The organism is Vibrio rotiferianus CAIM 577 = LMG 21460, from assembly GCF_002741985.1.
In the GTDB taxonomy this organism is placed as follows: domain Bacteria; phylum Pseudomonadota; class Gammaproteobacteria; order Enterobacterales; family Vibrionaceae; genus Vibrio; species Vibrio rotiferianus.
Genome location: NZ_APHW01000030.1, coordinates 57,279 through 71,572, shown reverse-complemented (window position 1 = coordinate 71,572; position 14,294 = coordinate 57,279). Strand labels below are relative to the sequence as shown.

Annotated in this window: 13 protein-coding genes and 1 pseudogene; 4 read left to right on the top strand and 10 right to left on the bottom strand. The window is 46.5% G+C overall.

All coding sequences use genetic code 11. The annotated features are described in order from the left end of the window. Positions 1–29: 29 nt before the first annotated feature. From frdD to frdA, 4 genes are read right to left on the bottom strand one after another with little or no spacing between them, the layout of a single operon-like run. Positions 30–407 carry a fumarate reductase subunit FrdD gene (gene frdD / locus B853_RS14050; RefSeq protein WP_009707853.1) on the bottom strand — a complete coding sequence of 126 codons (378 nt, stop codon included), beginning with the start codon at positions 405–407 and terminating at the stop codon, positions 30–32. A gap of 12 nt (positions 408–419) precedes the next feature. Next, positions 420–803: a fumarate reductase subunit FrdC gene (frdC, locus tag B853_RS14045; RefSeq protein WP_038884101.1), complete on the bottom strand. Its 384-nt coding sequence runs from the start codon at positions 801–803 to the stop codon at positions 420–422. Positions 804–805: 2 nt separating this feature from the next. Next, on the bottom strand, positions 806–1,564 hold the full coding sequence (locus tag B853_RS14040) for a succinate dehydrogenase/fumarate reductase iron-sulfur subunit (protein WP_010444063.1): 759 nt from the start codon (positions 1,562–1,564) through the stop codon (positions 806–808). After that, complete coding sequence (gene frdA, locus B853_RS14035) at positions 1,564–3,384, bottom strand: fumarate reductase (quinol) flavoprotein subunit (RefSeq protein ID WP_038884099.1); 1,821 nt, start codon at positions 3,382–3,384, stop codon at positions 1,564–1,566. The genes B853_RS14040 and frdA overlap by 1 nt, the downstream gene beginning before the upstream one ends. 449 nt (positions 3,385–3,833) lie before the next feature. Here frdA and epmA point away from each other — a divergent pair, with 449 nt between their 5' ends. From epmA to B853_RS14020, 3 genes are all read left to right on the top strand, one after another. Continuing rightward, positions 3,834–4,805: an elongation factor P--(R)-beta-lysine ligase gene (gene epmA / locus B853_RS14030; protein WP_038884098.1), complete on the top strand. Its 972-nt coding sequence runs from the start codon at positions 3,834–3,836 to the stop codon at positions 4,803–4,805. A gap of 143 nt (positions 4,806–4,948) precedes the next feature. Next, a complete protein-coding gene (locus tag B853_RS14025) occupies positions 4,949–5,584 on the top strand; it encodes a TetR/AcrR family transcriptional regulator (protein ID WP_010444056.1) in 636 nt (211 codons plus the stop codon). Positions 5,585–5,769: 185 nt separating this feature from the next. Continuing rightward, positions 5,770–6,726: a hypothetical protein gene (locus B853_RS14020; RefSeq protein WP_038884097.1), complete on the top strand. Its 957-nt coding sequence runs from the start codon at positions 5,770–5,772 to the stop codon at positions 6,724–6,726. Positions 6,727–6,814: 88 nt separating this feature from the next. Here the strand turns inward: B853_RS14020 and B853_RS14015 are convergent, their stop codons facing one another. From B853_RS14015 to B853_RS13995, 5 genes are all read right to left on the bottom strand, one after another. Further along, positions 6,815–7,945: a murein hydrolase activator EnvC family protein gene (locus tag B853_RS14015; protein WP_010444053.1), complete on the bottom strand. Its 1,131-nt coding sequence runs from the start codon at positions 7,943–7,945 to the stop codon at positions 6,815–6,817. A gap of 47 nt (positions 7,946–7,992) precedes the next feature. Continuing rightward, on the bottom strand, positions 7,993–8,814 hold the full coding sequence (cysE, locus tag B853_RS14010) for a serine O-acetyltransferase (protein WP_038884095.1): 822 nt from the start codon (positions 8,812–8,814) through the stop codon (positions 7,993–7,995). A gap of 92 nt (positions 8,815–8,906) precedes the next feature. After that, positions 8,907–9,944, bottom strand: a complete 1,038-nt coding sequence (gpsA, locus tag B853_RS14005; protein ID WP_038884094.1) for an NAD(P)H-dependent glycerol-3-phosphate dehydrogenase — start codon at positions 9,942–9,944, stop codon at positions 8,907–8,909. 204 nt (positions 9,945–10,148) lie between these two features. Next, positions 10,149–10,619 carry a protein-export chaperone SecB gene (gene secB / locus B853_RS14000; protein WP_010444047.1) on the bottom strand — a complete coding sequence of 157 codons (471 nt, stop codon included), beginning with the start codon at positions 10,617–10,619 and terminating at the stop codon, positions 10,149–10,151. A gap of 181 nt (positions 10,620–10,800) precedes the next feature. Next, on the bottom strand, positions 10,801–11,235 hold the full coding sequence (locus B853_RS13995) for a rhodanese-like domain-containing protein (RefSeq protein WP_010444044.1): 435 nt from the start codon (positions 11,233–11,235) through the stop codon (positions 10,801–10,803). Positions 11,236–11,721: 486 nt separating this feature from the next. Here B853_RS13995 and gpmM point away from each other — a divergent pair, with 486 nt between their 5' ends. After that, positions 11,722–13,254: a 2,3-bisphosphoglycerate-independent phosphoglycerate mutase gene (gene gpmM, locus B853_RS13990; protein ID WP_038884093.1), complete on the top strand. Its 1,533-nt coding sequence runs from the start codon at positions 11,722–11,724 to the stop codon at positions 13,252–13,254. A gap of 97 nt (positions 13,255–13,351) precedes the next feature. Here the strand turns inward: gpmM and B853_RS13985 are convergent. Next, positions 13,352–14,238: pseudogene (locus tag B853_RS13985) on the bottom strand (DMT family transporter). Positions 14,239–14,294: the final 56 nt, after the last annotated feature.

Sequence of the window (14,294 nt, the reverse complement as noted above, 5' to 3'; positions counted from 1 at the left end):
TGCCAGCTTTTTTCATTTTCTTCAGATTCTTAGATCATGAAGATAAAGATAACGGCGAGTGCAGAGATAAGGCCTGCAAACGCGTAACATGCGATCTTACCTACCACACCAGTGTGGAATTTTAGGTCGTGCATGCCGTGGTGTACACGGTGCATTGCATGCCACATTGGTAGTGCTAGTGTACCGATGATGAACAGTGCACCAATGATGCTAGTCGCGAACTCAGATACGCGCTCGTAGCTCATTGCTTCTGCATCAATGATGCCTAGTGGAACTAGGATACCCAGTACGAGTACCGTGATTGGCGTGATCATCGCAAACCAAGTACCACCGGCACCAAATAGACCCCACCAGATTGGCTCATCAGAACGCTTTGGTGCTGTGTTAACACTATAATTCGGTTTCATTACTAAAGCTCCTTACACCACGATGAGAACGATCAGTGAGATGAACGCGACCGCTGCCCACTGAGTCAGAACGATGATTTTCTTATCCACTGGTTTGCCTTTCAGACGAATTGGCATTACCTGTGGCATCATGCTGAAGAAGGTTTGTGCGTGGAACAGGCTACCTAGTAGAGCAACGATGTTGATTGCTACTACGATAGGGTTCGCCATGAAATCCAACCAACTTTGCCAAGCTTCAGGCCCTTTCACTAGTGAGCCTAGGCCGACTGTTAGGAAGATCGTGAATAGGATCAGAGGAAGCACCGTTGCTTCACGTACCATGTAGAAGCGGTAGAAAGGATGGTTCTTCCACCATGTGCGTTTTATTTCGCGAACGTAAGGTTTACGGTTGCTCATCCTTATGCCTCCACTTTCTTTGGTGAACCATCAGGTTTCAACATCGCAATCACGAAGTCCATAGAAGACTCCACTTTGCCTTGGTTTACTGCCGCTGCAGGATCTACGCTCTTCGGACAAACTTCAGAACAGTAACCAACAAACGTACAACCCCAAGCGCCGTTTTCGCCGTTGATCAGCTTCATACGCTCGGCTTTACCGTTGTCACGGCTGTCTAGGTTGTAACGGTGTGCCAGAGTCAGTGCTGCAGGGCCGATGAACTCAGGGTTCAAACCAAACTGAGGACAGGCTGCGTAGCAAAGACCACAGTTGATACAGCCAGCAAACTGCTTGTATTTCGCCATTTGCTCTGGTGTTTGTAGGTTTGTGCCGTCTTCTGGTTTGCGGTCGTTACCAATGATGTAAGGCTTGATGGCTTCTAGGCGCTCAATGAACGGCGTCATATCAACGATCAAGTCTTTCTCGATTGGGAAGTTTGCTAGTGGCTCGATAGTTACGCCATTCGGGTAATCACGTAGGAAGCTCTTACAAGCGAGCTTAGGCACGTTGTTTACCATGATGCCGCAAGAACCACAGATCGCCATACGACAAGACCAGCGGTAAGACAGATCTTTGTCTAGGTGATCTTTGATGTAACCAAGTGCATCAAGTACGGACATGGTTTCATCAAATGGAACTTCGAATGTTTGTTTGTATGGTTCCGCGTCCTTCTCAGGGTCGTAACGCAGAATGTCTACTTTTTGAATGCGGTTTGCTGACATTATGCTTGCTCCTCTGCGCTCTTCGCTTCTGCTTCAGCGGCTTTCTCTGCAGCAGCTGCTTTCTCTGCCGCTTCACCGTATAGACGTGCTTTTGGCTGAGATTTAGTGATCTTCACGTTGCTGTAGTCGATGCTTGGTGCTGCATCTTCTTGGAAGAATGCGAGTGAGTGTTTCAGGAAGTTCTCATCGTCACGCTCAGTGCAACCGTCGTCTAGACGTTGGTGCGCACCACGAGATTCTTTACGCAGAATAGCAGAGTGAACCATCGCTTCTGCCACTTCTAGGCCGTAACCGACTTCGATAGCGTATAGAAGGTCAGTGTTGAACACTTTGCCTTTATCTTTGATGCTGATCTGTTTGTAACGAGCTTTAAGTTCAGTGATCTTATCAATCGTTGCTTGCATCAAGTCTTCTTGGCGGTAGATACCACAACCCGCTTCCATGGTGTGACCCATTTCAGTACGGATATCAGCCCAGTTTTCATCACCTTCTTGGTTCATCAACGCTTCGATACGTGCTTCAACCGCTTTCACCTGAGCCGCGATAGACTCTTCGTTCCAGCCTTTGAATTCCGCAGCACGTTTCACCGCTTGTTCACCCGCAACGCGACCAAATACCACGAACTCAGCCAGCGAGTTAGAACCTAGGCGGTTTGCACCGTGCAGACCAACAGACGCACATTCACCGACTGCGAACAGACCTTTAATGCGAGTTTCACATTCGCCATTGGTTTCAATACCACCCATGGTGTAGTGAACCGTTGGACGAATTGGAATTGGCTCTTTTGCTGGGTCAACGTTCACGTAAGCTTTTGCTAGTTCACAGATGAATGGCAGACGCTCTTGTAGGTACTCTTCACCTAGGTGGCGAAGGTCTAGATGCACCACATCACCAAGAGGGTGTTTGATAGTGTTGCCTTTTTGCTGTTCATGCCAGAACGCTTGAGAAACTTTGTCACGAGGACCAAGTTCCATGTATTTGTTTTTCGGCTCGCCCACAGGAGTCTCTGGGCCCATGCCGTAATCTTGTAGGTAACGGTAGCCGTCTTTGTTAACGATGATACCGCCTTCACCACGACAACCTTCGGTCATCAGGATACCTGTGCCAGGAAGACCAGTAGGGTGGTACTGAACGAATTCCATATCACGTAGAGGAACGCCGTGACGGTAAGCCATCGCCATGCCGTCGCCCGTTACGATACCGCCGTTGGTGTTACAGTGGTAAACGCGACCTGCACCACCTGTTGCTAGTACAACAGACTTCGCTTTAATCGTAACCAACTCACCTTCAGACATGTGGATTGCAATCAGACCTTGTACTTCACCTTCATCAACAAGCAAATCGACAACAAAGTACTCATCAAAGCGTTTGATGTTGTCGTACTTCATCGATGTCTGGAATAGCGTGTGAAGCATGTGGAAGCCAGTTTTATCTGCAGCGAACCAGGTACGTTCAACCTTCATACCACCAAAGCGGCGTACGTTGACTTCACCGTTCTCTTTACGACTCCATGGGCAACCCCATTGCTCCATTTGGATCATTTCGCGAGTCGCGTTCTCTACAAAGTATTCAACAACGTCCTGTTCACATAGCCAGTCACCACCGCCAACGGTATCGTTGAAGTGATTGTCTAGACTATCCTCATCCTTGATAACTGCTGCTGAGCCACCTTCTGCAGCAACCGTATGGGAGCGCATTGGGTAAACTTTAGAAATAAGTGCTACTTCTAAGTCCGGGTTTGCTTCAGCCGCTGCAATAGCAGTACGAAGACCAGCGCCGCCTGCGCCGATGACTGCGATATCTGTGGTGATAATTTGCACAGTTATCCTCCAGTGTGTGATTGCGGAAATCCGCTTGTTATTGTGGGTGTGAGGAAGGCCTTTTTGGGCTATCCCTCAAAAGTAGTAGGGTTAGTGTAGGGGAGGCTTGTGGCAGAAAAATTGATGTATTTGGGTTTTTTCTCCGGTAATGCACACAAGAGCATAGAAATTCTAGGTTATGTGACTGCTATCACGGCACGAAACGCATGACATACAAACGTAATTTCTATCAATGTTGCACTTCTGTTGCGCGACATTAGTATCATTGATAATAGGCTTAGTTGTGGATGTTTTTTGTACTGTAGAACGTGGAATGCTTGCTTCAATTTTAATCGATTGTTATTCGTATTTACTCAATCACATTTGAGCAATTTCCCCCCTCGATGAACTAGGCAAAGCATGCCAAAATTGCTATTTTCCCCGCTCATTAATGTACTGAGAGTTTTGTTATGCAAACGACCTGGCAGCCTACTGCGTCTATGGAACAACTTCGTCAACGTGCCGCGTTGATCACCGACATTCGTCAATTCTTTGCCGAGCGACAGGTGATGGAAGTGGACACGCCAGCCATGAGTCACGCGACAGTGACAGACATCCATTTGCATACCTTTCAGACTGAGTTTGTCGGCCCTGGTTATGCGGATGGTAGCAAGCTGTTTTTCATGACCAGCCCAGAGTTCCACATGAAGCGTTTGCTCGCTGCGGGCAGTGGTTGTATCTATCAAATCAACAAAGCATTCCGTAATGAGGAGAACGGTCGTCACCACAACCCTGAATTCACCATGTTGGAGTGGTACCGTATTGGTTTTGATCACCACAAGCTGATGGATGAGATGGACGACCTGCTGCAACTAGTATTGAAGTGTGGCGCAGCGGAGCGTATGACTTACCAGCAAGCCTTTATTGATGTGCTCGGTGTGTGTCCACTAGAAGGCTCAATGCAAGAGCTAAAAGCGGTGGCGGCTAAACTAGGGCTGAGTGATATTGCCGAGCCTGAAGAAGGCCGTGATACTTTGCTGCAATTGTTGTTCAGCATTGGTGTCGAAGCCAAGATTGGTCAGCAAGTTCCGGCATTTGTTTATGACTTCCCTGCATCGCAAGCGGCGCTGGCAAAGATCAATCCGCAAGACAACCGAGTGGCGGATCGCTTCGAGGTGTACTTCAAAGGCATTGAGCTGGCGAACGGTTTCCACGAGCTGGATAATCCGAAAGAGCAATTGGAGCGCTTTGAACAAGATAACGCTAAGCGTCTGGAAATGGGCTTGAAACCACAGCCGATCGATTACCATTTGATTGGTGCATTAGAAGCTGGCTTACCAGATTGCGCAGGTGTAGCCCTGGGTGTTGACCGCTTGATCATGTTGGCACTGGGTTGTGATCATATTGACCAAGTAACGGCTTTCCCATTCCCAATCGCTTAGTGTTATTGCTCATAGCAGGCCTAAAGTAGAAGCGCTTTTGGCGTATAACTGGTCTGCTATGTTACTGTATTTTTGCCCTCTATCGACCTACCAAAGTGAAGTCGCTATACTCGAAAGGTTAATGAAGAGGGAATACGATAACCATGAAAACGCGCGACAAAATTGTCTATGCCGCACTGGAGTTGTTTAATCAACATGGTGAGCGCAATATTACGACGAATCACATTGCTGACCATATTGAAATTAGTCCAGGCAATCTCTACTACCATTTCCGTAATAAACAAGAAATCGTACGCGAGATCTTTGCACTTTATTCTGCAGAGCTACTAGAACGATTTACTCCAATCCAAGGTTCTCAAGAAAGTCTGACCATGCTGAAAAGCTACCTCGACTCGATCTTCACTTTGATGTGGAAGTACCGTTTTTTCTACGCAAACTTACCAGAAATTCTGTCTCGAGATGAGCAGTTACATGATGAATACATGGATGTTCAAGAGAAGCTGCAAGCAAACCTGATTGCGATCATGCAAGAGTTTGTGGCGTTAAAGCTGCTGAATGTTGACCAAGAACAGTTGAAGTCACTGGTATGCACGCTGCACCTTATTGCGTGTAGTTGGTTAGCTTACCAGTCGGCAATGTCTCCAAAGACCGAAATCACCGAGCAAATGGTAAAACAGGGCATGCTGCAAATGCTTAACGTGGTTAAGCCTGTGGCGACCGAGCAGGGTATGGAACAACTACTGCTGCTTGAAGAAGCTGTGAGCCGACTGCACAGTTAATACTATTTTCCCTCCTTATTAAATCTAGAAAATGAGAGTATGGTTCTACGCTTAAAGTTTAGAGCGCAGCTCTCATTTTCAGCTCCCTCCTCGAGTTGACTTGCTGTGCTCATTTCGCACAATAGGATTCATGCACGCCCAAACCATCCGTTGGGTATGACTCTCGATACAGGAATTATCGTCCAATGAACTACGACATTTTTAATGGCGATGCTGACGGCATCATCGCATTACTGCAACTGCGTTTAGCCGATCCAATCGACGCTGAGTTGGTGACGGGCGTTAAGCGCGACATCAAGCTGGTGGAAAAAGTGGAAGTGCAAGCGGGCGATGAGCTGACAGTGTTGGACATTTCAATGGAAAAGAACATGGCTGGTCTAGAGCAAGCTTTGGCTCAAGGCGCACACGTGTTTTATGCAGATCACCACAAAGCGGGAGAGATACCTCAGCATGGTAATTTGGATGCGCACATCGATCTTGATGCCAATATTTGTACTGCTTTGATAGTTGACCAATTATTAGGTGGTCGCTTCCATTTATGGGCAATCACTGCTGCTTATGGCGATAACTTGATTACTAGAGCCGATGCGCTGGCTGATAAAGTTGGGCTCAATGAAGAGCAAAAAGCGCAGTTAAAAGAGCTGGGTACATTGATTAACTACAACGGCTACGGCTCTAAAGTTGATGACCTCCACTTTCATCCTGCCGATTTGTACCAAGCGTTGAAGCAATACGTGTCACCATTCGATGTGATTGCAGATAAAGCCTCACCTTACTACCAATTGCAATTGGCTTATCAGCAAGATATGGACGCGGCATTAGCGATTCCGGCAACTCATGAAAGCGCTAAGCTCAAGCTGTTTGAATTGCCAAACAACGCGGCATCACGCCGAATCAGTGGCGTTTATGGCAACTGGCTTGCAAACCAAAACCCAGACTTTGCGCATGCGGTATTAACTGAAAATACTGATGGCACTTACACGGTTTCTCTTCGCGCACCGTTGAATAACAAGCAAGGTGCCGTGGCTGTGTGTGGGCAGTTCCCAACTGGTGGCGGCCGAGAAGCTGCAGCGGGTATCAATGCGTTAAGTAAATGTGATGTCAGTGCCTTTATCGACGCAGTAGAGACGTATTACGCCTAGCGTTTTTCTAAATGTGAATACAACAAAGGAGCCGATTGGCTCCTTTGTTTTTAATTATCGGTTTATAAACTGCAATGACAAACGGTAGTTATAAACGTTTTAACCAAGATTTTGGATTTTGCGCTTCGCTGTTCCTGCGGATTTCGAAGTAGAGTGAAGCTCTGTCTTGACCACCGGTATCCCCCGCGAGAGCTATCACTTCGCCAGCAGTAACCTTGTCGCCCTCTTTCTTAGTCAGAGCTTGGTTGTAGCCATATAGCGTCATGTCACCCTTGCCGTGGTCGAGAAGTACCACTAGACCGTAACCGCGTAGGTATTCGGCAAATACCACGGTACCTGAATAGACCGCTTTCACTTGCTGGCCGTAGCTGGCAGATAACACCATGCCTTTCCAGTTTACTTGACCTGTTTGCTTGGTACCGAAGCTATGCAAAACACGTCCTTTGAGAGGCCACGGTAGCTTGCCTCTTTGCTTAGCAATACCATCCATCGGGACGGCGTTGCGTTTGGCTGCCTTTGCTATTTCTGCTTTCAATCGGGTTTCGTTGCGTTGCAGCTCAGCCAAGTAACGCTTGTCGTCTTTGATGTTCTTTTGAATGTTCCCCAACGTTTTTTTTCGGTTGGATTGTGTTGAGGCTAATGACGCACGCTTTTGAGATTGTTGTTTCAACAAGTTCTCAATTTGCGTTTTTTCAAGCTCAAGCTGATTTCTATTGTGTGCCAACTCTTCTGTAATTTTGCTTATCGCATCAATGACTTCTGAACGAGCTTTAGCAAGGTGTTGGAAATACTGACTAATGCGGTCTTCTTCAATGCCTTCATTTAAAAGGTGACCATTAGCTTTAGCTCGTTCAGTGACATAGTAGGTTTGAATCAGTTGTTTGAGTTGTTCCTCTTGGGCTTGGCGTTGCGCTTCTTGTAGAGAAATCTTCTCTTCCAATTTATTGATATTTTGATCTGCTTTTGCGAGTTCCGATTTCGTTTGTTTAATATCTCGCTCAAGCTTTGATATACCAAGCTCTTGATCTTTTAACGACTTTTGTAAGTCATTCAGCTTTTTTTCTTGGGAGGTAAGTGACTGTTGTTGACGATTAATTTCGCTTTTTACGCCCTTTAACTCTTGCTGGCTCGCTGCAAAAGTTGAGCTGGAGAGTGTGGCAGATAATGCGCAAGCTAAAATAACCGCAGAGCGGGTGACAACAGAATTACGTTCTTTCACTTGATTACAACCTACCACACTAACATTAAGAAAAAGTCGAGAAGTGTTTAAATACCGTCTCCATGAATAAAGCTCTGCGATTTGCCATTGAAGCCCTGATCCATGTCTAATGAAGGTTTGTCCGTTTTTGGACGACCGACAATTTTTGCGGGAACACCTGCTACTGTTGTATGCGGTGGTACGGGTTGCAGCACGACAGAGCAGGAGCCAATTTTTGCGCCTTCGCCCACTTCAATGTTGCCAAGAATTTTTGCTCCAGCGCCGATCATTACGCCTTCGCGAATTTTCGGGTGACGGTCACCGCATTCTTTACCGGTACCACCTAGGGTGACATCTTGCAGAATAGATACGTCGTTTTCGACAACGGCCGTTTCACCAATCACAATACCGGTCGCATGGTCTAGCATGATACCACTACCAATGCGCGCTGCAGGGTGAATATCAACCTGACATGCTACAGAAATCTGGTTTTGTAGATAAGTCGCAAGAGCGTGACGGCCTTGCTTCCACAGCCAGTTTGCCACTCGGTAACCTTGTAGAGCGTGGTAGCCCTTTAGGTATAGTAATGGCATTGAGTACATTGAAACAGCTGGGTCGCGATTAACCGTGGCACAAATGTCACAAGCGGCACCATCGGTGATGGTAGGGTCTGCAGCAAATGCTTCTTCCACTACTTCCCGAACAGCCATGGCTGGCATAGATGCGGTGTTTAACTTGTTGGCTAAGATATAACTTAACGCCGCACACAAACTATCATGTTTGATGATGGTTGCGTGGTAGAAACTGGCCAGCATTGGCTCTTGTTCTGACATCTCACGGGCTTCAGATACGATCTTATTCCAAACTTTTTGTTTTTCGCAGTGCTTCATTCTCAATATCCTGAGTGGTTCTTCCTTGTCCCGACAGTGTTATTACGACTTTATTATCCTTCCTCTCCTGAGGAAAAAGGGGAGCTAGAGTGCTACTTTCCCTCTGATTTTTTGTCACGCGCAAGTAAATCTTGTGCTGCCAGGTGTGCATCTTTTCCTTGATACAATACTTGATAAATTTGGTCAACAATTGGCATCTCAACGCCCATACGTTGGGAAAGCATCCACACCTCTTTGGTGTTTCGGTAGCCTTCAACTACCTGACCGATTTCTTCCTGAGCGGTGTCGACATCCTTGCCTTGTCCCAATGCTAAACCAAAGCGACGGTTACGTGATTGGTTATCTGTACAAGTTAAGACTAGATCGCCCAGTCCTGCCATCCCCATAAAGGTTTCTGGTTGAGCGCCAAGCGCTGCGCCAAGGCGGCTCATTTCTGCTAAGCCACGGGTGATCAATGCAGTACGAGCGTTGGCACCAAAGCCAATACCGTCGGACATGCCTGCGCCAATCGCGATAACGTTTTTCACCGCGCCACCAAGTTGCATGCCGATAAAGTCGTTGTTTGCGTACACGCGGAAAGTTTTACTACAGTGGATTTTCTCTTGTAGGTCGGCAACAAAGCCAGCGTCGGGAGAAGCCACTGAGATAGCGGTTGGCATACCCATTGCGAGTTCTTTTGCAAAGGTAGGTCCCGATAAAACGGCTAGAGAGTAGTTTTCGCCAATCACATCAAATGCGACTTCTTTTAGAAGGCGGCCGGTTTCTGGTTCTAGGCCTTTCGTTGCCCAACAAATACGAGAGTCTTCACGTAGGAATGGTTTAAGGCTGTTTAGCACAATTCCAAATACATGGCTTGGAACAACAACGAGTAGATCACGGCTTGCTTGAACCGCTTTCTCTAGATCGGATTCAACAATCAAGCTTTCAGGAAAGTCGATACCTGGTAAGAATTCATGGTTAGCGCGATCTGCCTCAAGACGAGCCATATGCTCTTGCTCATGACCCCAAAGGATCACATTTGCACCGTTACGAGCGAGAGAAATCGCTAGAGATGTACCGTAAGAGCCAGCGCCAATCACTGTCATCGTAATGTCTTTACCGTAGGCATTGTTCGTATTTGCTTGTGTCATGCTACCGCCTGATCGTTGTTTTTTCTGAATGATAATACCAAATCAAGTAATTACCACCTGTAAATGGCGCCGATTCGCACCTAATTACAAGGCAGAAACAAAAAATGCACAATGCATCTTTCTGATGGACGCTTTGTGCATTTTGATTTCGCTTTTTACATTGTCCCACACCACGTTGCCGTAGTGCGTCAAGAACGGTTTAAATTACGCTTGAGCTTCGCCTTCGCCTTGCTGAGCTTGCTGCTGTAGGTAGTTCATGAATAGCGCATCGAAGTTAACTGGCGCTAGGTTCAGTTGAGGGAACGTACCTTTTACAACTAGGCTTGAGATAGTTTCACGAGCGTATGGGAATAGGATGTTAGGGCAGAATGCGCCTAGGCAATGAGCTAGTTGACCTGCTTCCATCTTGTCCGCAGTGAAGATACCACCTTGTTGAACTTCACATAGGAATGCTGTTTCTTCTTCGTTCTTCACTGTTACTGTTAGACGTAGGATTACTTCGTAAACGCCTTCACCTAGCTCACGGCTTTGAGTGTCTAGATCCAGTTTAACGTCTGGGTTCCACTCTTTTTGGAAGATAACTGGAGAGTTAGGTGCTTCGAAAGATACATCTTTTAGGAAGATACGTTGAATTGCGAAGTTTTGTTGTGCTTCTTGTGGTGCTGCTTCAGCCATTTTTAAATCCTTAAATAATCGTTTGTTGGGCCTAGATACCTCTAAACCCTTAAATATGTCTTGAGACTAACTGAGCAAATCTAATATGACTAGATGAAGCGCGTATTACGTGCAAGGCATCACAACTTAGTGCTTCAACTGCTCTCTATTTACTCAGTTTATACCTGTCAGGGCTTGAAGGTTATTTCTTACCACGTACTAGAGGTAGGTTTGCTTCACTCCACGCAATCAGGCCATTTTTCAGTAGGCTTACATTTTCAAAGCCAGCTTTCGCTAGTAGGTTTGCGCTTTCTTGAGCGGTTTGACCCGTTTTGCATACCACAATGATTGGGTCTGATTTACGGTTTTCAAGGCTACCGAAGTTACCAGCTTTGATGTCTGATGGTAAAATGTGAAGTGCGTCGGTGATATGACCCTGTTTGAACTCATCTTTAGAGCGGATATCCACTACTACACCGTTTTCACGGTTCATTAGGTGAGTCAGTTGGTTTACGTTCACTTCTTTATATGCAGCCGTCGCTGATTTCACGATGTTCATGATAAATGCGACAAGAAGACCTACCCAAACCAAAGATAGAATCATGTTCTGTTGGAAAAAATCAATGTACTCTTGCATGTCTTGAGCTCTTGCACTGTTGGCGGAAAAATAAAGCAGGAGTATAGCGGGGATAGTCGTCTTAGGCGAGAGGGTTAAAATTTTCTAACGAATAATTGAGATCTAATCGCTTCCGGTGAGCTCTTCCAAACTTGTCATTCATGCAATCTTATTATCACTTCCTCCTATCAATTCAATCGGCGTAATTGACTTCACTTCTGGTCGAAAAGGCGCACAATGGGTCACAACAAAAAGTTTTTCACCAAAGTATTTCGGTGGTGGTACAAAGCGTCTTGAAAGTGACTATGCTTGTGGAACACGTTTGCTGACTAGGTCGGATTGCTTGCTAACTTGTAAGATAGCAACAATAAATCGCAAACATTATTTGATCTTAACCTACAGTTTTGGTTAAAAAGTGTAGTAAAATTACGCTAGTTTTGTTTCAAGGTTAGATGGAGCAGCGAAGCTCTACACCGAAAGTTACTTAAATTTGATGAGGTCATCACTATGTCTGCTAAGAAGCCATTGGCTCTAGTTATCCTTGACGGTTACGGTTACCGTGAAGACACAGCAAGTAACGCAATTGCAAATGCTAAAACACCAGTAATGGATGCACTGATTGCGAACAACCCTAACACTCTAATCTCTGCTTCAGGTATGGACGTTGGTCTACCTGATGGCCAAATGGGTAACTCAGAAGTTGGTCATACCAACATCGGTGCAGGTCGCGTTGTATACCAAGATCTAACTCGTATCACTAAGTCTATCGCTGACGGTGAGTTCGCAGAGACAGCAGCACTAGTTGAAGCTATCGACTCTGCTGTAAAAGCTGAAAAAGCAGTACACATCATGGGTCTTATGTCTCCAGGTGGTGTTCACTCTCACGAAGACCATATCTACGCAGCAGTTGAAATGGCTGCAGCTCGTGGCGCTGAGAAAATCTACCTACACTGCTTCCTAGACGGCCGTGACACACCACCACGTAGTGCTGAAAACTCACTACAACGTTTCCAAGACCTATTTGCAAAACTAGGTAAAGGTCGTGTTGCTTCTCTAGTAGGTCGTTACTACGCAATGGACCGCGACAACAACTGGGATCGCGTTCAAGTTGCTTACGATCTTCTAACTCAAGCTAAAGCTGAGTTCACAGCTGAAACTGCGGTTGCAGGTCTAGAAGCGGCTTACGCTCGTGAAGAAAACGATGAGTTCGTTAAAGCAACGGCTATCAAAGCGGAAGGTCAAGAAGAAGCAATCATGCAAGATGGCGACGCAGTTATCTTCATGAACTACCGTGCTGACCGTGCACGTCAAATCACTCGTGCATTCGTTCCTGCATTTGATGGCTTCGAGCGTGCTGTATTCCCAGCAATCAACTTCGTGATGCTGACTCAATACGCAGCTGACATCCCTCTAGCTATCGCATTCCCACCTGCGTCTCTAGAAAACACTTACGGTGAGTGGCTATCTAAACAAGGTCAAACTCAGCTACGTATCTCTGAAACAGAGAAATACGCACACGTAACCTTCTTCTTCAACGGTGGTATTGAGAACGAATTCGAAGGCGAAGAGCGTCAACTTGTTGCTTCTCCAAAAGTAGCAACTTACGACATGCAGCCAGAAATGAGCTCTCCAGAACTAACAGAGAAGATGGTTGCGGCTATCAAGTCTGGTAAGTACGACACTATCATCTGTAACTACCCGAACGCAGATATGGTTGGTCACACTGGCGTTTACGAAGCGGCTGAGCAAGCTATCGAAGCGCTAGACGAAAGCGTTGGTAAAGTGGTTGAAGCAATCAAAGAAGTTGGCGGTCAAATGCTAATTACTGCGGACCACGGTAACGCAGAAATGATGATCGACCCAACAACGGGCGGTGTTCACACTGCTCACACTAACCTACCAGTACCTCTAATCTACGTGGGTGACAAAGCGGTTGAGTTCAAAGAAGGCGGCAAACTGTCTGACCTTGCACCAACAATGCTTTCTCTAGCAGGTCTAGAAATTCCTGCAGAAATGTCTGGTGAAGTGCTAGTTAAGTAATTAACTAACGATTCAGAATGATAAAAGCCCGAGTTCGACTCGGGCTTTTTTATGTCTGTAATTCTGTGCTCGATCAGTTTTGAGCTATTGAGCTCGACTACTGCATAAGGATTCCAGTACCTATAACTGCTAAGGCAGCCCCTAGCCAAGCAAAGCGATTGGGGCGTTTCTTAGTGTAAACCCACAGTAGTGGCAGCAACATGATCGGCGTTGTTGAAGAAAGCAGAGCCACCATACCCACATTACCTTCACGCAGCGCTACAGAATCAACGTCATACCAATTGCCATCGCTAAAAAGCCGTTTAATGCGGTGATGCCAAATACTTTCCAGGTGATGGTTTGCGTTGCACGTGCAACTTTAACGCCAATCACCCAGAGTATGCAGTGTGCGACGAAAGCACTGATCATACGAATTGCAGAAGCGGCAACCGGATCGACACTGGTTTGCATTACTGGTTTGGCAATAATGCCGCCAAGTGCCTGACAGATTGCAGCAGTTAAACCCAGTCCAACACCAATCCAAACGTTGCCCTTGATTGTTTCCAGTGCATTGCTGGCTTGCCCGCGTCGGCCATAGAAAATTGCCATCACTACGCCGCTGAACACTAAGGCAGCACCAATAAGTTCTATCCCCGTCATGCTTTCGCTAAATAGGAAGTAACCCAGGAGGGCGGAGAATACGGCGTGACAAGAAAACAGTAAACCTGCTTGGCGTGGTCCCATGCGGTTCAAGCAAGCGAACAGCGCTGTATCGCCAATAAAAATACCAATCAGACCGGATGCCATCATCGGTGTTACGTGTTCTGTTGAGACACTGAGCCAGCCACCCGTTATACACGCCATCGTTGAGAGGATCACCGCGGTACAACCCATACGCCAACGGCTATAAGCAAACGCACCGAGGTGCTGAGCGGGAACAACAGAAATTAGGCTAGAAACAGCCCATAGGAAAGCGGCGCATAACGCCAGCCATTCATAACCCATGATTGCGAGACATCCTTGTTGAGCAGGGGAGAGGCTTTAATATGCACGAATCTATA

Coding starts and splice junctions, on each gene's coding strand:
- frdD (WP_009707853.1), bottom strand. CDS start 407: ATGAAACCGAATTATAGTGTTAACACAGCACCAAAGCGTTCTGATGAG.
- frdC (WP_038884101.1), bottom strand. CDS start 803: ATGAGCAACCGTAAACCTTACGTTCGCGAAATAAAACGCACATGGTGG.
- B853_RS14040 (WP_010444063.1), bottom strand. CDS start 1,564: ATGTCAGCAAACCGCATTCAAAAAGTAGACATTCTGCGTTACGACCCT.
- epmA (WP_038884098.1), top strand. CDS start 3,834: ATGCAAACGACCTGGCAGCCTACTGCGTCTATGGAACAACTTCGTCAA.
- B853_RS14025 (WP_010444056.1), top strand. CDS start 4,949: ATGAAAACGCGCGACAAAATTGTCTATGCCGCACTGGAGTTGTTTAAT.
- B853_RS14020 (WP_038884097.1), top strand. CDS start 5,770: ATGAACTACGACATTTTTAATGGCGATGCTGACGGCATCATCGCATTA.
- cysE (WP_038884095.1), bottom strand. CDS start 8,814: ATGAAGCACTGCGAAAAACAAAAAGTTTGGAATAAGATCGTATCTGAA.
- gpsA (WP_038884094.1), bottom strand. CDS start 9,944: ATGACACAAGCAAATACGAACAATGCCTACGGTAAAGACATTACGATG.
- secB (WP_010444047.1), bottom strand. CDS start 10,619: ATGGCTGAAGCAGCACCACAAGAAGCACAACAAAACTTCGCAATTCAA.
- B853_RS13995 (WP_010444044.1), bottom strand. CDS start 11,235: ATGCAAGAGTACATTGATTTTTTCCAACAGAACATGATTCTATCTTTG.
- gpmM (WP_038884093.1), top strand. CDS start 11,722: ATGTCTGCTAAGAAGCCATTGGCTCTAGTTATCCTTGACGGTTACGGT.